We start from the raw sequence: 17,338 nt of genomic DNA, 5'->3' as shown, positions 1-17,338 counted from the left end.
GATGCGTTCGATCGGGGTGGGTGCGATGCCCCGGCCGCCCGGCTGGAGGACCGATCCGTGGCGCGGCGGTCCGGGCGGCCAGAGCCTCGTCAGCGGGCCGAATGCTCGGCGACGGGCTCCTCGCCGCGCAGCAGCGCGTGCACTTCCGACTCGCGGAAGCGCCGGTGGCCTCCCGGAGTGCGAATGCTGCTGATCCGGCCCGCGGCGGCCCACCGGGTGACCGTCTTCGGGTCGACCCTGAAGAGGGCGGCGACCTCTCCTGGGGTCAGCAGTCGCTCGCTCGTACTCTCCACGTTTTCTCTCCCCCTTTGTCCCGCTCTCGGCGCGGGTGGACTGTTTAACAGTGTGGCGGGTCAAGACCGATTTCTCCCTTGTTTTCGGAAAAGATGACTGACCGTAGTTTCTTGAGCAGGAGCGATCGCGCTCAGTGTTTGCCTGTTCTTGTGCGGGACCCCCGTTGACCCCGTTTGACCTGCACGGTCACGCCCGGAACACGCCCGAGCGCTCCCGGTGCGCGGTACGCGAAGTAGTCTCACGACCATGTCCGATCTTGTTTCGCTGCCGGAGATCGTGCGGGCCGCCGAACGCATCGCGGGCGTCGCGGTGCGGACCCCGCTCGTCCCGTTTCCCCGTGACCCCGCCCCCCGCGCCGCCGCCGACCCGGCGCTGCTGGTGAAGGCCGAGTCGCTGCAGCCGATCGGAGCGTTCAAGGTGCGCGGCGCCTACGCCGCCATCGCGTCACTCACCCCGCAGGAGCGCGCGGCCGGCGTGGTCACGCACTCCAGCGGCAACCATGCGCAGGCCGTCGCCTACGCGGCCCGCACCCTCGGCATCAGGGCCGTCCTGGTCATGCCGCACACCACCCCCGCCGTGAAGGTCGACCGGTGCATCGCGCTCGGCGCCGAGGTCGTCTACGTCGAGCCGACCGCCCGGGCCCGCGCCGAGACCAGCGGCAAACTCGCCGCCGCGCACGGGTTCGCGCTGATCCCGCCCTACGACGACGCGCGGGTCATCGCCGGGCAGGGCACCGCCGGGCTGGAGATCGTCCGGGACCGTCCGGACGTCGACGTCGTGCTCGTCCCGATCAGCGGCGGCGGCCTCGTCGCCGGGGTCTCCGCCGCCGTCAAGACGCTGCGCCCGGAGGCGAAGGTGATCGGCGTCGAACCCGAACTCGCCGCCGACGCCCGCGACTCCATGGCCGCGGGACGTCCCGTCGCCTGGGACGCGGAGGAGACCGGCCGCACCATCGCCGACGCCCTGCGCGTCCAGCAGGTGGGCGACCTCCCCTTCGCCCACATGCAAGCCCACGTGGACGGCATCGTCACCGTCACCGAGGACGAGATCCGCTGGACGATGCGCCGCCTGGCCCGTGAGGCGCGCCTCATCGCCGAACCCGCCGGTGCCGTCGCCACCGCCGCCTACCTGCACCACCGCGACGAACTCCCGGCCGGACGCACCTACGTCTCGATCCTCTCCGGCGGCAACGTGGACCCGGCCCTCTTCCTGGACGTCCTGAAGTGACCCCGGAGCGAGAGCGCTGAGAACCGGGGATAACCTCGAAGTGTCATGCGCTCCGTCATCCTCTACACCATCGCGCGGCTCGCCATCTTCGCGGCGACCGCGGGTGTGCTGGCGCTCTTCGGCGCCCGCGGCTTCCTGCTCGTGCTGATGGCCCTGCTGATCAGCGGCGTCGTCAGCTACGTCCTGCTGTCCGGTCAGCGCGACCGCATGTCCGCCGCCGTGGCCGGCGGCCTGCGCGCCCAGCGCCAGAAGTTCGAGAAGTCCGTCACCAAGGAAGACGCCTGACACCGCACCGCCGGTTGCCACGGGGCGGCGGTTGGGTGGAGCCTGGTGCCGCGTTGATCGTCCGCCGGGCGGCACGATGGCCGCCGGAAGCCTTGCGGAGAGGAGCGCGAGATTGAGCCCGGAGCCGCCGAATCGGATCAGTCAGATTCTCAACTCGCCGGGCCCCGGCCCGACCACCTCGGGGCCGCCGCCATCGCCGTCCCCCTCTCCGACGCCGGCCCCCACACCCTCGCCCTCGCCTACACCCGCACCCTCGCCTACGACGCCCTCCGGCGGCGGCAACGGCCAGGTCCAGAACGACCATGAGGCCATCGACGCGTACGCGAAGAAGGTGGCAGGGGAACTGGGGCCGAAGTTCACGGCCATTGCGAAGGAGATCGGGTCACTGGACCTGGCGCAGACCTCGTTCACCGCGGTGACGGTCGCGCTGGCGATCGCCTACACCGAGGCCAGCGCGTTCTTCATCCAGGACATGAAGAGCAAGAACGACCAGCTCGGCGAGATCGAGTTCGGACTGACCACGGTCGCGGCCAACTGGCGGCAGGCCGACGACAAGAGCACCATCCAGGTCGTCTGAGGAAGGCACATGTTCGAAGACGGCCTGGGCACGGCGCAGACCGCCCTCTACACCAGCATGGGCTGCGCGGTGATCCTTCCCGCGGCCTGGGAGCTGGTCTCGATGATGTACCTGTGCCAGTGCGACCCCAGCGCGTACTGGAAGGGCTCCGAGACGTGGGGCGGCACGGCGAAGAAGCTCCACGACCTCGAAAAGGACGTCGAGCGGATCATCAAGGACATCCCCGGCCACGACTGGGACGGCAAGGACCGCAAGGCCTACGAAGAGAAGATGGAGGACTTCAAGACGCAGGTGGGGCTCTCCGCCGTCATGGCGGACGTCACCCACCACATCTTGCTGTTCGCCGCCATCACGCTCTACATCCTCATCGTGATCATGCTGATCATCTCCATCATCCTGGTGGCGCAGGTCGTCTATGTCGCCATCGTGGCCGCCAGCACGATGGGCACCGGCTACTGGGCCGCCGTCGGGGAGATCTGCCTGATCATCGAGATGGAGATGGTCCCGATGTTCACCACGGTCACCAGCAACGTGGACGCGCTGATGAACGGGGCCGCGGTGATCCTCGGCACCGCTCTGGTGGCCGACATCGGCGCCCAGATGCTGTCGGGCAACCCGGGCGCCGCGCTCGACCTGATCCAGGCGCAGGTACCGGCGTTCGACGCCGCCTGGCGCGGGTCGCTGCAGCGTCTGGAGCGCAACCTCACGGGCCACACGATGAAGTGGGACCACACCGGCGGCCCCAAGCTGCCGTGGCCGGTCGTCGGCGGCGGGCGGATCAAGGGCGGTGCGGACTCCGGCGGAGACTCGCCCTCCTACACCTTCACCGGTGACCTGACGAGCGAGCCCAGCCCCGAGGTCGGCTAGCGGGCCGCGGCTGACCCGGGGCGGGTGCGGTCACCTGCCCCGGGTCAGCTCGGCCAGCACCAGTCCCGCGACCAGCAGCACGCCGGGCGGCCCGTGGGCGGCCGTCCGGCGCAGCGTCCACCCCGGTGCGTCGTAGGAGATCTCGCCCACCTCGGCTCCGCGGCCGTCGGTGACGGCGAGGACGCCGCGCTCGCCCTCGATCCGGCCGAGCTCGGCGCCGTCGGGCCCGCGCAGCCGGAACCGCTTGGACAGCATGGGGGAGGCGTCGTCGATGCGCCCGGCCGGCCGGCCCGCCCCGTCCAGCACGTTCGCGCGGCGGGTGTGGGCGTAGCGCTCCTTGTCGACGGTCATCAGCACCGTGCCGTCCTCGGCGGACAGCGTGACGGTCCGGCGGAAGTCGCGGTAGGTCTTGGCGGTCAGCCGGCGGACCTGGCCGAGCGGGCCGAGCGACGGCTCGCGGCCGAGGGCCAGCAACCGCCCGTCGCCGGAGGTCAGGGTGAACGCCGTCTCCATCAGCCGGCCGCCGCCGAGCCGCAGCCGGACGACCGGGGCGTCGAGCAGTGCGCCGACCGCGCTCACGCCTGCACCCTGCGCTTGAGTTCGTTCAGCGCGGTGACCGATTCGCCCATCGCCCCGCTGAACGCGTCCCGCATCGCCCGCAGGTTCTCCGCGAACTTCTCCGGGTCGCGGAACATCTCGGCGGGGTTCTGGTCGCCGTACGCCTCGGACACGATCTCCTCCGTCTGCCGCTTCAGGTCGGCCTGCGCCTCGGCGGCGAGGTCGAGCAGCGTGCGGGTCAGCTCGTCGGCTCCCATGCGCATCGCCCGCGGGTCGATGTGCAGCTCGCTGAGCGCGCCTCCGGTGGTGAAGCCGACGCTGACCCGCCCGTCGCCGCTGGAGGCCCTCCCGACCAGGCCGGACAGCCGTTTCTGCACCTCCAGCGTCTTGCTGAAGTAGCCCTGTGCGTTGCGCTTGTTCGTCTCAATGCTCTGCCGAAGCGTCTCGTCGAACTCCATGCTTCTCCAGTGTTGTGGCGGGGCGGGCATCCGCCGCATGCTACGGCTTCGGCGGAATCGTTCCTTAAGGCGACCGTGGGCGCGCGGGGCGTTCGCGGCAGTCTCTAGGGTGGAGGCATGACCCGTGCCTCTTTGGACAAGCAGCCCGCCGACGTCGCGGCGATGTTCGACGGCACCGCCGAGCGGTACGACCTGCTGAACACGCTGATGACCGGCGGCCAGGACCGGCGGTGGCGGCGGGAGGCCGTCCGGGCGCTGAGGGCGAAGCCGGGGGAGCGCGTCCTCGACCTCGCGGCGGGGACGGGGACGTCCTCGGTGCCGTTCGCGGAGGCGGGCGCCGACACGGTGGCGTGCGACTTCTCGCTCGGCATGCTGCGCGTCGGGGTGCGCCGGCAGGCGGGTGTGCGGGGGCTGAGCTTCGTGGCGGGGGACGCGCTGCGGCTGCCGTTCCGGGACGGCTCGTTCGACGCGGTCACGATCTCGTTCGGGCTCCGCAACGTCGCCGACACCGTGCGCGCGCTGCGCGAGATGAGAAGGGTCGCCAAACCGGGCGGACGGCTGCTGGTCTGCGAGGTGAGCCATCCGCCGAACGCGCTGCTGGCGCTCGGCCACAGGGCGCACCTGCGGTACGGGCTGCCGCTGCTGGCACGGGTCAGTTCGAACCCCGACTCCTACCGGTACCTCGCCGAGTCGACGCTGGCCTGGCCCGACCAGGCGGCGCTGGCGCGGCTCATCCGGGAGGCGGGGTGGGTGGGCGTGCGCTGGCGTGATCTGACGTTCGGGGTGGCCGCGCTGCACCACGCCGTCAACCCCCGCTGATCAGGTGGCGAGTAGGCCGGACCGCTCCAAAAGGGACCGGTCCAAACACGAACCGGGCCAGAAGTACCCACCAGTCGCGATAAAGGAATAGACTCCCCAACGGATCCTTGTGAAGTGCTTCACAAGCGAACGAGCTAAAGAGGAACGCCGTGACCGACTCCACCCGACACGCGGATGTCATCGTCGTCGGGGCAGGCCCCGCCGGATCGTCGACCGCGTACTGGCTCGCGCAGGCCGGGCTGGACGTGTTCCTGCTGGAGAAGGCCACCTTCCCGCGGGACAAGATCTGCGGTGACGGACTCACCCCGCGCGCCGTCCGCGCGCTCATCGGGATGGGCGTCGACATCAACGCCCCGGGCTGGGGACGCAACAAGGGTCTGCGCATCTACGGCGGCGGTGCCAAGGTCGAGCTGCCCTGGCCGGAGCTGGCGTCGTTCCCCGACTACGGGCTCGTCCGCAAGCGCACCGACCTGGACCAGCTGCTCGCCGAGCACGCCGCGAAGGCCGGCGCCCGGCTGCTGCAGGGCTGCACCGTGACCGGCCCCATCCTGGACGACCGCACCGGCCGCATCATCGGCGTCACCGCCGAGCACGAGGGCGAGGAGATCGAGTTCCGGGCGCCGCTCGTCGTCGCCGCCGACGGCAACTCGACCCGGCTGTCGCTCGCCATGGGCCTGCGGCGGCGCGAGGACCGGCCGATGGGCGTCGCCGTCCGCCGCTACTTCCAGACGCCGCGCCACGACGACGACTACATGGAGGCGTGGCTCGAACTGTGGGACGGCGAGCGCCTCCTGCCCGGCTACGGCTGGGTCTTCGGCGTCGGGGACGGGACGTCCAACGTCGGGCTCGGCCTGCTCAACACCAGCAAGGCGTTCCAGAACGTCGACTACCGCGGCATGTTGAAGCGCTGGTGCGCGCAGATGCCGGAGGAGTGGCGGTTCGACGAGGAGCACGCCACCTCGAAGATCCGCGGCGCGGCGCTGCCGATGGGCTTCAACCGGCAGCCGCACTACACCCGCGGGATGCTGCTCGTCGGCGACGCCGGCGGCATGATCAACCCGTTCAACGGGGAGGGCATCGACTACGCGCTGGAGTCCGGCCGGCTGGCCGCCGACATCATGGTGCAGGCGCTCGCCCGCCGCACCCCGGCGCAGCGCGAGCGGACCCTGTACGAGTACCCGCGCATCCTGAAGGACGAGCACGGCGGCTACTTCACGCTGGCCCGCGTGTTCGTGCAGGCCATCGGCGACCCGCGCGTCATGAAGTTCCTCACGGCGCACGGCCTGCCGCACCCGACGCTGATGCGCTTCACGCTCAAGCTTCTGGCCAACCTGACCGACCCCAGGGGCGGGGATGCGATGGACCGGGTCATCAACGCGATGCAGAAGGTGGCGCCGGCGGCATGATCGCATCCAGCGAATTCAAGCTTCCGCAGGTGAGCGGACTACAGTGCATTACCCGACCCCCGGAGAGGGGAGCGCTATTGATCACCTTGGTCAGTGTGGCGGGTCGCGGACGGCCCGTCCCGTACAACGTCGTACGTCCCGGGGAGAGGTCGTAACGCATGGATCTCTATATTCCGATCATCGTGCTCGGGTTGCTCGCCTTCGCCTTCGCCGGGGGCTCGGTGCTGATGGCCGCGTTCACCGGGCCGAAGCGCTGGAACCGTGCCCGGCTGGACGCCTACGAGTGCGGTATCGAGCCGACTCCGCAGCCGGTCGGCGGCGGACGTTTTCCGATCAAGTACTACCTGACGGCGATGCTGTTCATCGTCTTCGACATTGAGATCATCTTCCTTTACCCCTGGGCGGTCGCTTTCGACCGGATGGGGCTCTTCGGCCTTGTCGAGATGGTCCTTTTCATCGTCACCGTGCTCGTCGCGTACGCCTACATCTGGCGGCGCGGCGGTCTGGAGTGGGACTGAGATGGGTCTAGAGGAGAAACTCCCCAGCGGGTTCCTGCTGACCACGGTTGAGCAGGTCGCGGGTTGGGCGCGTAAGAGTTCGGTGTGGCCGGCGACGTTCGGCCTCGCCTGCTGCGCGATCGAGATGATGGCGACCGGCGACCCCCGGCACGACTTCTCCCGGTGGGGGATGGAGCGCGCCTCGGCGACGCCGCGGCAGGCCGACCTGATGATCGTCGCGGGCCGGGTGAGCCAGAAGATGGCGCCGGTGCTGCGGCAGATCTACGACCAGATGACCGAGCCGAAGTGGGTCATCGCGATGGGCGTGTGCGCCTCGTCCGGCGGCATGTTCAACAACTACGCGATCGTGCAGGGCGTGGACCACATCGTCCCGGTGGACATCTACCTGCCCGGCTGCCCGCCGCGGCCGGAGATGCTGCTGGACGCGATCCTGAAGCTGCACGACAAGATCCAGAACACCAAGCTCGGGCCGCAGCGCGCGAAGCAGATCGTGGAGCTGGAAGAGGCCAAGCGCCGCCGGCTGCCGCTGCTGGGACAGGGGGCCTCATGACTTCCGAGCACCCCGAGCAGCGGGCCGAGCAGGCCGCCGACCAGCTGCCCGCGCACGCCGAGGAGGAGCGCCGGGAGCAGCCGGTCGTCCGCAAGGGCATGTTCGGCGCGAAGACCACCGGCGACACCTCCGGGTACGGCGGGCTCGTCGTCCGGCAGGCCCCGAAGGTGTCGACGCCGCGCCCCTACGGCGGGCCCGGCGGCGCCGCCGAGCCCGGCGAGTTCGACGAGATCGCCGACGAACTCCAGCGCGCCTACCCGTACTTCGGGGACGCGGTCGAGCGGGTCGTCGTGCACCGCGGCGAGCTGACCCTCTTCGTCAGGCGCGAGCACCTGGTCGAGGTCGCGCGGACCATGCGGGACGAGCCGTCACTGCGCTTCGAGCTGTGCTCGGGCGTGTCCGGCGTGCACTACCCGAAGGACGAGGGCGCCGAGCTGCACTCCGTCGTGCACCTGCTGTCGATCACGCACAACCGGCGGGTCCGGCTGGAAGTGACCTGCCCGGACGCCGACCCGCACGTCCCGTCGCTGGTGCCGGTGTACCCGACGAGCGACTGGCACGAGCGGGAGACCTACGACTTCTTCGGCATCGTCTACGACGGCCATCCCGCGCTGACGCGCATCGAGATGCCCGACGACTGGGTCGGGCACCCGCAGCGCAAGGACTACCCCCTCGGCGGCATCCCCGTCGAGTACCGCGGAGCGGAGATCCCGCCGCCGGACGAGCGGAGGTCTTACGTATGAGTTCGACGAAGTACACCGAGTACGACGCCTACGCCGCCGAAGAGGCGGCGGAGGGCAAGGTCTTCGACGTCAACGGGCAGGACTGGGACAAGGTCGTCGCCGCCGCCGAGGAGCTGGGCGACGAGCGGCTCGTCATCAACATGGGCCCGCAGCACCCGTCCACGCACGGCGTGCTCCGGCTGATCCTCACGCTCGACGGTGAGACGGTGAACGAGGCCCGGGTGGCCATCGGCTACCTGCACACCGGCATCGAGAAGAACATGGAGTTCCGCACCTGGACGCAGGGCACCACGTTCTGCACCCGGATGGACTACCTGGCCCCGCTGTTCAACGAGACCGCGTACTGCCTCAGCACGGAGCGGCTGCTCGGCATCGAGGACCAGATCCCGGAGCGGGCCCAGATCATCCGCGTGATGATGATGGAGCTGAACCGGATCTCCTCGCACCTGGTCGCGATCGCCACGTTCGGGCTGGAGCTCGGCGCGACGACCGTGATGCTGAACGGGTTCATCGAGCGCGAGTACACCCTCGACCTGTTCGAGGAGATCACCGGGCTGCGGATGAACCACGCCTACATCCGCCCGGGCGGGGTCGCGCAGGACCTGCCGAGCGGCGCCACCAGCAAGATCCGCGACTATCTGGACCGGATGCCGAAGCGGATCAAGGCGCTACGCAAGCTGATGGACGACAACCCCGTCTTCAAGGCGCGGACGCAGAACATCGCGTACCTGGACCTGACCGGCTGCATGGCGCTCGGCGTCACCGGCCCGGTGCTGCGCGCGGCGGGCCTGCCGTGGGACCTGCGCAAGTCGCAGCCCTACTGCGGCTACGAGACCTACGACTTCGAGGTCGCGACGCAGGACACCTGCGACGTGTACGGCCGCTACCTCGTCCGGATGGACGAGATGGAGGAGTCGCTGAAGATCGTCGAGCAGTGCCTGGACCGGCTCCAGACGGTCAAGGGCCCGGTCATGATCGAGGACAAGAAGATCGGCTGGCCCGCACAGCTGGCGATCGGCGCGGACGGCATGGGCAACTCGCCCCGGCACATCGCGCACATCATGGGCACCTCGATGGAGGCGCTGATCCACCACTTCAAGCTGGTGACGGAGGGCTTCCGGGTGCCGGCGGGGCAGGCGTACGCGCCGATCGAGTCGCCGCGCGGCGAACTCGGCGCCCACGTGGTCAGCGATGGCGGTACCCGGCCGTACCGCGTCCACTTCCGCGAGCCGTCCTTCGTCAACCTGCAGGCCACCCCGGCGATGAGCGAGGGCGGCATGGTCGCCGACATCATCGCGGCGGTCGCCAGCATCGACCCGGTCATGGGAGGAGTGGACCGATGAGCATCGCACGTAGTACGGCATGCGGCATGGTCGCACCTGCCAACATGGCCGCGGTCGCCAGCATCGACCCGGTCATGGGGGGAGTGGACCGATGACATACGAACCCGACGTACGCGAGCGGCTGGAGCGGGACGCCAAGGAGATCATCGGCCGGTACCCGCGGCCGCGGTCGGCGCTGCTGCCGATGCTGCACCTGGTGCAGTCGGCCGAGGGCCACGTCACCAAGGACGGCGTGGAGTTCTGCGCGGAGATGCTCGGCATCACGCCCGCGCAGGTGATGGGCGTCGTCACGTTCTACACGCAGTACAAGCGGAAGCCGGTCGGGGAGTACCACGTCGGCGTCTGCACCAACACGCTGTGCGCGATCATGGGCGGCGACCAGATCTGGGACGAGCTGAGCGAGCACACCGGGGTCGGGCACGACGAGGCCACCCCGGACGGCAAGATCAGCCTGGAGCGGGTCGAGTGCAACGCGGCCTGCGACTTCGCCCCGGTGGTGATGGTCAACTGGGAGTTCTTCGACAACATGACTCCCGAGAAGGCGAAGCAGCTCGTCGACGACCTGCGCCTCGGCAACGACGTGCTCCCCTCCCGCGGGCCGAACCACCTGGCCACCTGGAAGGAGGCGTCCCGCGTGCTCGCAGGGTTCCCGGACGGGCTCGCCGGTGAGGGCGTCCAGGCCGGGCCCGAGTCGCTGGCCGGGGTGAAGCTCGCCCGGGAGCGCGGGTGGGAGGCGCCTTCCACCGAGGCGGGCCGGGAGCGTCCGGAGGAGCCGGTGAAGCCGGAACAGATCGCCGAGCCGCCGCACGAGCCGGGCGAACCCGTCCCCGGCGAGGCCAAGCCCGGCAGCCAGGAAGGACGGAACCAGTGACCACGCTCACCCCCGTCCTCACCAGGAACTGGGACCAGGCCGACTCGTTCACCCGCGCCGGCTACGAGCGCGAGGGCGGCTACAAGGCCCTCCGCAAGGCGCTCGGCATGGCGCCGGACGAGATCGTCCAGGCCGTCAAGGACTCCGGCCTCCGCGGCCGGGGCGGCGCCGGGTTCCCCACCGGGATGAAGTGGGGCTTCCTGCCGCCGTCCAGCCCGAACCCGCGCTACCTCGTCGTCAACGCCGACGAGTCCGAGCCGGGCACGTGCAAGGACATCCCGCTGATGATGGCCAACCCGCACGTGCTGGTCGAGGGCGTCATCATCAGCTCGTACGCGATCAAGTCGAACCACGCGTTCATCTACGTGCGCGGCGAGGTCCTGCACGTGATCCGCCGGCTGCAGCAGGCGGTGGCGGAGGCGTACGAGGCCGGTTACCTCGGCAAGGACATCCTCGGGTCCGGTTACGACCTGGACGTGGTCGTGCACAGCGGCGCCGGGGCCTACATCTGCGGCGAGGAGACGGCGCTGCTGGACTCCCTTGAGGGATTCCGCGGTCAGCCCAGGCTGAAGCCCCCCTTCCCCGCGGTCGCGGGCCTCTACGGCGGACCCACTGTCATCAACAACGTCGAGTCGATCTCCTCGGTTCCCTCGATCATCGAGAACGGGCCGGAATGGTTCGCCTCGATGGGCACCGAGAAGTCGCAGGGCTTCGGGATCTTCTCGCTGTCCGGGCACGTCACGCGGCCCGGCCAGTACGAGGCGCCGCTCGGCATCACGCTGCGGGAACTGCTCGACATGGCGGGCGGCATCCGGGCGGGGCACCGGCTGAAGTTCTGGACCCCCGGCGGGTCGTCCACGCCGATCTTCACCGACGAGCACCTGGACGTCCCGCTGGACTTCGAGTCCGTCGGCGCCGCCGGGTCCATGCTCGGCACCCGGGCGCTGCAGATCTTCGACGAGACGACGTGCGTCGTCCGGGCCGTCCAGCGCTGGTCGGAGTTCTACGCGCACGAGTCGTGCGGCAAGTGCACGCCGTGCCGCGAGGGCACCTACTGGTACAAGCAGATGTTCAAGCGGCTGGAGGCCGGCGAGGGCACCGAGGAGGACCTGGAGACCCTGCTGGACATCTCCGACAACATCCTCGGCCGCGCGTTCTGCGCCCTCGGCGACGGCGCGACCAGCCCGGTCGTGTCGTCCATCAAGCTGTTCCGGGACGAGTACCTCCAGCACTTCGAACAGGGCGGCTGCCCGTTCGACCCGGCCAAGTCCACCCTTTGGGGAGGTGCCAAGTGACCGTCACCGACGACAAGTCGGGTCAGTCGGTCGAGCAGGTGGAGATGGTCTCCTGCACCATCGACGGCTTCGAGATCGAGGTGCCGAAGGGCACGCTGATCATCCGGGCCGCCGAGCTGCTCGGCATCCAGATCCCCCGGTTCTGCGAGCACCCGCTGCTCGACCCGATCGGCGCCTGCCGGCAGTGCCTGGTGGAGATCCCGGACGCCGGCAACGGCCGCGGGATGCCGAAGCCGCAGGCGTCCTGCACGACCACCGTGATGCCGGGCATGGTCATCAAGACCCAGCTCACCTCGCCGGTGGCCGACAAGGCGCAGCACGGCGTGATGGAGTTCCTGCTCATCAACCACCCGCTGGACTGCCCGATCTGCGACAAGGGCGGCGAGTGCCCGCTGCAGAACCAGGCGATGTCCAACGGGCGCGGCGAGACGCGCTTCCAGGAGACCAAGCGGACCTGGCCGAAGCCGCTGCCGCTGTCCAGCCAGGTGCTGCTCGACCGCGAGCGGTGCATCCAGTGCACCCGCTGCACCCGGTTCTCCGAGCAGATCGCCGGCGACCCGTTCATCGACCTGCTGAACCGCGGCGCGAAGGAGGAGGTCGGGACGGCCGACGGCAAGCCGTTCCACTCCTACTTCTCCGGCAACACCGTGCAGATCTGCCCGGTGGGCGCGCTCACCGGCACCGCGTACCGGTTCCGGTCCCGCCCGTTCGACCTGGTGTCGCAGCCGAGCGTCTGCGAGCACTGCGCGGCCGGCTGCGCGCTGCGCACCGACCACCGGCGCGGCAAGGTCACCCGCCGGCTCGCCGGGGACGACCCGCAGGTCAACGAGGAATGGAACTGCGACAAGGGCCGCTGGGCGTTCGCCTACGGGACGCGGCCGGAGCGGTTCACGCACCCGCTCGTCCGGGGCGAGGACGGTGAACTGGAGCCGGCGTCCTGGCCGGAGGCGCTCACCATCGCGGCGCGCGGCCTCGCGGCGGCGCGCGGCTCGGCCGGGGTGCTGACCGGCGGCCGCGTCACCCTGGAGGACGCCTACGCCTACGCCAAGTTCGCCCGGATCGCGCTCGGCACCAACGACGTCGACTTCCGGGCCCGGCCGCTGTCGGACGAGGAGTCGCGGTTCATCGCCTCCTCGGTCGCGGGCCACTCCATCGAGGTGTCCTACACCGACCTGGAGAAGGCGCCCGTCGTCCTCCTCGCCGGCTTCGAGCCGGAGGAGGAGTCGCCGATCGTCTTCCTGCGGCTCCGCAAGGCGTACCGCAAGCACCGGCTGCCGGTGTACGCCGCCGCGCCGTTCGCGACCCGCGGGCTGGCGAAGGTCGGCGGCACGCTGCTGCCGACGCCGCCCGGCGCCGAGGCCGAGACGCTCGGCTCGCTGATCGGGGACGCCGGCCACGCGGGCATCCGGACGCTGCTGGAGACGCCCGGCGCCGTCATCCTGGCCGGGGAGCGGCTCGCCGGCAGCCCCGGCGCGCTGACCGCGGCGGTCCGGCTGGCGCGGATCACCGGAGCCCGGCTGGCATGGGTGCCGCGCCGGGCCGGGGAACGCGGCGCGATCGAGGCCGGGGCGCTGCCCGGGCTGCTGCCGATCGGCCGTCCGGTGACCGACGCCGCCGCACGCGCCGAGGTCGCCCGCGTCTGGGGCGTCGCGGACCTGCCCGCCGCGGCGGGCGAGGACACCGACGGGATCGTCGCGGCGGCGGCCGCGGGACGGCGCGGCGCGCTGCTCGTCGGCGGAGTCGACCCCTACGACCTCGCCGACCCGGAGACGATGCTCCGGGCGCTCGACGCGACCCCGTTCGTGGTGAGTCTGGAGCAGCGGCCGAGCGCGGTCACCGACCGCGCCGACGTGGTGTTCCCGGTCGCGGTCGTCACGGAGAAGTCCGGGACGTTCGTCGACTGGGAGGGCCGCGGCCGTCCGTTCGACACCGTGCTGAAGTCGGCCGGGCGGCTGTCCGACCTGCGGGTGCTGGACGCGCTGGCCGACGAGATGGACGTCCACCTGGGCCTGCCCGGCCCGGAGGCGGCGCGCCGCGAGCTGACCGAGCTCGGCGGGTACCGCGGTGAGCGTCCGGAGGCGCCGGACGTGGCGCAGGAACTGCCGCCGCACCCCGAGCAGGGCGAGGCGCTGCTCGCGACGTGGCGGCTGCTGCTGGACCGGGGCCGCCTGCAGGACGGCGAGCCGTTCCTCGCGGGCACCGCCAAGCCCGCGATCGCCCGGCTGTCGCCCGCGACGGCCGCGGAGATCGGCGCGACCGACGCGGTGACCGTGTCGGCGGCGCGCGGTGAGGTGACGCTCCCGCTGGAGATCACCCCGGACCTGCCCGACCGGGTGGTGTGGCTGCCGACGAACTCGGCGGGCTGCGCCCTCCACCGGGATCTGGGCGCGGCCGCGGGCGGCATCGTCAAGATCGCGAGCGGGGTGCTCCCGGGCGCCGCGCGGAACGCTGGAGGTGGCAAATGAGCCCGCTCGCCGCGGCCCCGGCGGCCGACCCCACGCTGAAGGACTTCGGCACCGACCCGTGGTGGCTGATCGGCGGCAAGGTCCTGTTCATCTTCGCGTTCCTCGTCGTGACCGTGCTGATGACGATGTGGATGGAGCGGCGCGTCATCGGCCGGATGCAGTTGCGCGTCGGCCCGAACCGCGCCGGGCCCTTCGGCCTGCTGCAGGGCCTCGCCGACGGCATCAAGCTGGCGCTGAAGGAGGACATCGTCCCCCGCCAGGTGGACAAGGTCGTGTTCATCCTGGCGCCGGTGATGGCGGCGGTGCCGGCGTTCATCTCGTTCATCATCATCCCGTTCGGGCCGACGGTGTCGATCTTCGGGCACAAGACGGCGCTGCAGGGCACCGACCTTCCGGTCGCGGTGCTGCTGGTGCTGGCGATGTCGTCGATGGCCATCTACGGCGTCGTGCTGGCCGGCTGGTCGTCGATGTCGCCGTACTCGCTGCTCGGCGGGCTCCGCTCGTCCGCGCAGATGATCTCCTATGAGATCGCGATGGGGCTGTCGTTCGTGGCGGTGTTCATGTTCGCCGGCACGATGTCGACCTCGGAGATCGTCGCTTCGCAGCACGACACGTGGTTCGTGGTGCTGCTGGCCCCGTCCTTCGTGATCTATGTGATCACGATGATGGGCGAGTCGAACCGCATCCCGTTCGACCTGCCGGAGGGCGAGGGCGAGATCGTCGGCGGGTTCCACACCGAGTACTCGTCGCTGAAGTTCGCGATGTTCTTCCTCGCGGAGTACATCAACCTCACCACCCTGTCGGCGCTCGCCACCACGCTGTTCCTCGGCGGCTGGCGTGCTCCCGCGCCGATCTCCACGGTGTGGGCGGGCGCCAACTCCGGCTGGTGGCCGATGCTGTGGTTCCTGATCAAGGTCTTCCTGTTCATCTTCTTCTTCATCTGGCTGCGCGGCACGCTGCCGCGGGTCCGCTACGACCAGCTGATGAGGCTCGGCTGGAAGGTGCTGATCCCCGTCTCCCTCGGCTGGATCCTGCTGGTGGCGGCCATCCGCGCCTTCAAGAACGAGGGCTACGACATGCGGCAGATCGTCATCGCCGCGGCGGTGGTCGGCGCGGTGGTGCTGCTGGCCACGGTGCTCTGGGAGATGTTCCGGGGCGGCGAGGAGGACAAGGAGATCGTGCCCGGCGCGGCGCAGGGCGGACAGGCCGAGCCGGCCGCCGGCGGGTTCCCGGTGCCGCCGCTGGACGCGCCGCACTACCACGGTCGCGCCCGCGAGCCGGTCCGGCCCGCCAAGATCGAAACTTCCTCCGAGGAGGTCACCAGTGGGACTCACTGATTTCCTGAACCCGGTCAAGGGGTTCGGGGTCTCGTTCCACCAGATGTTCATGAAGAGCGAGACCGTCCAGTACCCGGAGGTGAAGAAGCCGACCGCCCCGCGCTTCCACGGGCGGCACCAGCTCAACCGCTGGCCGGACGGCCTGGAGAAGTGCATCGGCTGCGAGCTGTGCGCGTGGGCCTGCCCGGCGGACGCCATCTTCGTCGAGGGCGCCGACAACACGGCGGAGGAGCGGTACTCGCCCGGCGAGCGGTACGGCCGCACCTACCAGATCAACTATCTGCGCTGCATCCTCTGCGGGCTGTGCATCGAGGCGTGCCCGACCCGGGCGCTCACGATGACCAACGAGTACGAGCTCGCCGACGACAGCCGCGAGAGCCTGATCTACACCAAGGACATGCTGCTGGCGCCGCTGCGCGAGGGCATGGAGACGCCGCCGCACGAGATGCGGCTCGGCGACACCGAGGAGGACTACTACCGCCTCGGCCTCAAGCAGGACGACGGGGGTGAGGGCAAATGAGCACCGCTCATCTCCTCGCCGCCGAGGTCGCCGACAAGCAGTCCGGTGAGCCGTTCTTCTTCTGGCTCCTGGCGGTCGTGTCGGTGCTCGCCGCACTCGGCATGATCTTCATGCGGAAGGCGGTGCACTCGGCGCTGCTGCTGGCGACCGTGATGCTCTGCCTCGCCGCGCTGTACGCGATCCAGAGCGCGCCGTTCCTGGCGTTCGTCCAGGTGATCGTCTACACCGGCGCGGTGCTGATGCTGTTCCTGTTCGTGCTGATGCTCGTCGGGGTCAGTTCCACCGACTCGCTGGTGGAGACGATCCGGGGCCAGCGCTTCTGGGCCGCGATCGCCGCGCTCGGCTTCATCGTCCTGCTGACGGTGGGGCTCGGGAACGCGGCGCTCGGCGGTTCGGTGGGCCTGAAGCAGGCCAACGCCGGCGGCAACGTGATGGGGCTGGCCCGGCTGCTGTTCTCCAAGTACGTGTTCGCGTTCGAGGCGACCAGCGCCCTGCTGATCACCGCGGCGCTGGGCGCGATGGTGCTGGCGCACCGGGAGCGGACCGAGCCGAAGCCGACGCAGAAGGACCTGTCCAAGGAACGGTTCCTGACCGGCGACCACCCCGGCCCGCTGCCCGGCCCCGGCACCTACGCCCGGCACAACGCCGTCGACATGCCGGCGCTGCTGCCGGACGGCACCCCGTCGGAGCTGTCGGTCAACCCGGTCATCGCGGCCCGCACCGACACCGCCGAGCGGCACGCCGACCTCTACGGCGGCACCGAGGAGGAGGCCCTCGAACAGGACGTGGCCGCGGTCAAGGCGGTCACCGAGGACGTCCACGACGCCGACGCCGAGGCGCGCTCGGTGAAGTCGGGGTCGCCGGCCGCGGGCGGCGGCGCGAGTGAAGGGGAGGCGGGTCAATGAGTCCGGGGCACTACCTGGCGCTCTCGGCGATCCTGTTCACCATCGGAGCGCTCGGCGTCCTCGTGCGGCGCAACGCGATCGTGGTGTTCATGTGCGTCGAGCTCATGCTGAACGCGACGAACCTGGCGTTCGTCTCGTTCTCCCGCATGCACGGCAATCTGGATGGTCAGATCATCGCCTTCTTCGTGATGGTGGTGGCCGCCGCGGAAGTCGTCGTGGGCCTGGCGATCATCATGACCATCTTCCGGACCCGCAGGTCCTCGTCGGTCGACGACGCGAACCTGCTGAAGTACTGAGAGG

20 protein-coding genes are annotated in these 17,338 nt (G+C 70.3%); 17 read left to right on the top strand and 3 right to left on the bottom strand.

Features of this window, described 5'->3' with window-relative positions; translation table 11 throughout:
* Positions 1–89: 89 nt before the first annotated feature.
* A complete protein-coding gene (locus ACQP1N_RS31240) occupies positions 90–293 on the bottom strand; it encodes a BldC family transcriptional regulator (protein WP_021593176.1) in 204 nt (67 codons plus the stop codon).
* Positions 294–540: 247 nt separating this feature from the next.
* Here ACQP1N_RS31240 and ACQP1N_RS31235 point away from each other — a divergent pair, with 247 nt between their 5' ends.
* The 4 genes from ACQP1N_RS31235 (at position 541) to ACQP1N_RS31220 (ending at position 3,250) form a co-directional block, all read left to right on the top strand.
* Positions 541–1,521 carry a threonine ammonia-lyase gene (locus tag ACQP1N_RS31235; protein WP_067794492.1) on the top strand — a complete coding sequence of 327 codons (981 nt, stop codon included), beginning with the start codon at positions 541–543 and terminating at the stop codon, positions 1,519–1,521.
* 45 nt (positions 1,522–1,566) lie between these two features.
* Positions 1,567–1,806, top strand: coding sequence for a DUF4229 domain-containing protein (locus tag ACQP1N_RS31230; protein ID WP_067794490.1), 240 nt, complete (start codon positions 1,567–1,569; stop codon positions 1,804–1,806).
* Positions 1,807–2,137: 331 nt separating this feature from the next.
* Complete coding sequence (locus tag ACQP1N_RS31225; RefSeq protein ID WP_067794487.1) at positions 2,138–2,383, top strand: hypothetical protein; 246 nt, start codon at positions 2,138–2,140, stop codon at positions 2,381–2,383.
* A 9-nt stretch (positions 2,384–2,392) separates the two neighbouring features.
* Entirely contained in the window at positions 2,393–3,250 is an 858-nt protein-coding gene (locus ACQP1N_RS31220) for a hypothetical protein (protein WP_067794485.1), read from the top strand.
* A gap of 30 nt (positions 3,251–3,280) precedes the next feature.
* Here ACQP1N_RS31220 and ACQP1N_RS31215 read toward each other — a convergent pair whose 3' ends face one another.
* The gene (locus ACQP1N_RS31215) at positions 3,281–3,829 is read right to left on the bottom strand and encodes a hypothetical protein (RefSeq protein WP_067794482.1); all 549 of its coding nucleotides are present in this window, start codon (positions 3,827–3,829) and stop codon (positions 3,281–3,283) included.
* Positions 3,826–4,266, bottom strand: coding sequence for a YbaB/EbfC family nucleoid-associated protein (locus ACQP1N_RS31210; RefSeq protein ID WP_433227869.1), 441 nt, complete (start codon positions 4,264–4,266; stop codon positions 3,826–3,828). The genes ACQP1N_RS31215 and ACQP1N_RS31210 overlap by 4 nt, the downstream gene beginning before the upstream one ends.
* A gap of 117 nt (positions 4,267–4,383) precedes the next feature.
* Here ACQP1N_RS31210 and ACQP1N_RS31205 point away from each other — a divergent pair, with 117 nt between their 5' ends.
* From ACQP1N_RS31205 to nuoK, 13 genes are all read left to right on the top strand, one after another.
* Positions 4,384–5,085 (top strand): demethylmenaquinone methyltransferase, encoded by a 702-nt coding sequence (locus ACQP1N_RS31205; protein ID WP_433227868.1) that lies wholly within the window; start codon positions 4,384–4,386, stop codon positions 5,083–5,085.
* Positions 5,086–5,234: 149 nt separating this feature from the next.
* Complete coding sequence (locus ACQP1N_RS31200; RefSeq protein ID WP_433227867.1) at positions 5,235–6,491, top strand: geranylgeranyl reductase family protein; 1,257 nt, start codon at positions 5,235–5,237, stop codon at positions 6,489–6,491.
* A gap of 158 nt (positions 6,492–6,649) precedes the next feature.
* Entirely contained in the window at positions 6,650–7,009 is a 360-nt protein-coding gene (locus ACQP1N_RS31195) for an NADH-quinone oxidoreductase subunit A (protein ID WP_067794474.1), read from the top strand.
* Between the two features lies 1 nt (position 7,010).
* The gene (locus tag ACQP1N_RS31190; RefSeq protein WP_067794472.1) at positions 7,011–7,559 is read left to right on the top strand and encodes a NuoB/complex I 20 kDa subunit family protein; all 549 of its coding nucleotides are present in this window, start codon (positions 7,011–7,013) and stop codon (positions 7,557–7,559) included.
* Complete coding sequence (locus ACQP1N_RS31185) at positions 7,556–8,302, top strand: NADH-quinone oxidoreductase subunit C (RefSeq protein WP_433227866.1); 747 nt, start codon at positions 7,556–7,558, stop codon at positions 8,300–8,302. Before ACQP1N_RS31190 ends, ACQP1N_RS31185 begins: the two co-directional genes overlap by 4 nt.
* Positions 8,299–9,645, top strand: a complete 1,347-nt coding sequence (locus ACQP1N_RS31180; protein WP_067794468.1) for an NADH-quinone oxidoreductase subunit D — start codon at positions 8,299–8,301, stop codon at positions 9,643–9,645. The genes ACQP1N_RS31185 and ACQP1N_RS31180 overlap by 4 nt, the downstream gene beginning before the upstream one ends.
* A gap of 91 nt (positions 9,646–9,736) precedes the next feature.
* Positions 9,737–10,516, top strand: a complete 780-nt coding sequence (gene nuoE, locus ACQP1N_RS31175; RefSeq protein ID WP_067794465.1) for an NADH-quinone oxidoreductase subunit NuoE — start codon at positions 9,737–9,739, stop codon at positions 10,514–10,516.
* Positions 10,513–11,811 carry an NADH-quinone oxidoreductase subunit NuoF gene (nuoF, locus tag ACQP1N_RS31170; RefSeq protein ID WP_433227865.1) on the top strand — a complete coding sequence of 433 codons (1,299 nt, stop codon included), beginning with the start codon at positions 10,513–10,515 and terminating at the stop codon, positions 11,809–11,811. Before nuoE ends, nuoF begins: the two co-directional genes overlap by 4 nt.
* Positions 11,808–14,276, top strand: a complete 2,469-nt coding sequence (locus tag ACQP1N_RS31165) for an NADH-quinone oxidoreductase subunit G (protein WP_067794461.1) — start codon at positions 11,808–11,810, stop codon at positions 14,274–14,276. Before nuoF ends, ACQP1N_RS31165 begins: the two co-directional genes overlap by 4 nt.
* Positions 14,273–15,613 (top strand): NADH-quinone oxidoreductase subunit NuoH, encoded by a 1,341-nt coding sequence (gene nuoH / locus ACQP1N_RS31160; protein WP_067794459.1) that lies wholly within the window; start codon positions 14,273–14,275, stop codon positions 15,611–15,613. The genes ACQP1N_RS31165 and nuoH overlap by 4 nt, the downstream gene beginning before the upstream one ends.
* Positions 15,614–15,656: 43 nt before the next feature.
* Positions 15,657–16,133 (top strand): NADH-quinone oxidoreductase subunit NuoI, encoded by a 477-nt coding sequence (gene nuoI / locus ACQP1N_RS31155; RefSeq protein WP_067794547.1) that lies wholly within the window; start codon positions 15,657–15,659, stop codon positions 16,131–16,133.
* Entirely contained in the window at positions 16,130–17,038 is a 909-nt protein-coding gene (locus tag ACQP1N_RS31150) for an NADH-quinone oxidoreductase subunit J (protein ID WP_067794457.1), read from the top strand. Before nuoI ends, ACQP1N_RS31150 begins: the two co-directional genes overlap by 4 nt.
* A complete protein-coding gene (gene nuoK / locus ACQP1N_RS31145) occupies positions 17,035–17,334 on the top strand; it encodes an NADH-quinone oxidoreductase subunit NuoK (protein WP_021593191.1) in 300 nt (99 codons plus the stop codon). Before ACQP1N_RS31150 ends, nuoK begins: the two co-directional genes overlap by 4 nt.
* The last annotated feature ends 4 nt before the right edge of the window (positions 17,335–17,338 follow it).

It is taken from the genome of Actinomadura formosensis (genome assembly GCF_050948385.1).
In the GTDB taxonomy this organism is placed as follows: domain Bacteria; phylum Actinomycetota; class Actinomycetes; order Streptosporangiales; family Streptosporangiaceae; genus Spirillospora; species Spirillospora formosensis.
This window is presented reverse-complemented; position numbering and strand designations above follow the sequence as displayed.

Coding starts and splice junctions, on each gene's coding strand:
- ACQP1N_RS31235 (WP_067794492.1), top strand. CDS start 541: ATGTCCGATCTTGTTTCGCTGCCGGAGATCGTGCGGGCCGCCGAACGC.
- ACQP1N_RS31230 (WP_067794490.1), top strand. CDS start 1,567: ATGCGCTCCGTCATCCTCTACACCATCGCGCGGCTCGCCATCTTCGCG.
- ACQP1N_RS31220 (WP_067794485.1), top strand. CDS start 2,393: ATGTTCGAAGACGGCCTGGGCACGGCGCAGACCGCCCTCTACACCAGC.
- ACQP1N_RS31210 (WP_433227869.1), bottom strand. CDS start 4,266: ATGGAGTTCGACGAGACGCTTCGGCAGAGCATTGAGACGAACAAGCGC.
- ACQP1N_RS31205 (WP_433227868.1), top strand. CDS start 4,384: ATGACCCGTGCCTCTTTGGACAAGCAGCCCGCCGACGTCGCGGCGATG.
- ACQP1N_RS31195 (WP_067794474.1), top strand. CDS start 6,650: ATGGATCTCTATATTCCGATCATCGTGCTCGGGTTGCTCGCCTTCGCC.
- ACQP1N_RS31190 (WP_067794472.1), top strand. CDS start 7,011: ATGGGTCTAGAGGAGAAACTCCCCAGCGGGTTCCTGCTGACCACGGTT.
- ACQP1N_RS31185 (WP_433227866.1), top strand. CDS start 7,556: ATGACTTCCGAGCACCCCGAGCAGCGGGCCGAGCAGGCCGCCGACCAG.
- ACQP1N_RS31180 (WP_067794468.1), top strand. CDS start 8,299: ATGAGTTCGACGAAGTACACCGAGTACGACGCCTACGCCGCCGAAGAG.
- nuoE (WP_067794465.1), top strand. CDS start 9,737: ATGACATACGAACCCGACGTACGCGAGCGGCTGGAGCGGGACGCCAAG.
- nuoH (WP_067794459.1), top strand. CDS start 14,273: ATGAGCCCGCTCGCCGCGGCCCCGGCGGCCGACCCCACGCTGAAGGAC.
- nuoI (WP_067794547.1), top strand. CDS start 15,657: ATGTTCATGAAGAGCGAGACCGTCCAGTACCCGGAGGTGAAGAAGCCG.
- ACQP1N_RS31150 (WP_067794457.1), top strand. CDS start 16,130: ATGAGCACCGCTCATCTCCTCGCCGCCGAGGTCGCCGACAAGCAGTCC.
- nuoK (WP_021593191.1), top strand. CDS start 17,035: ATGAGTCCGGGGCACTACCTGGCGCTCTCGGCGATCCTGTTCACCATC.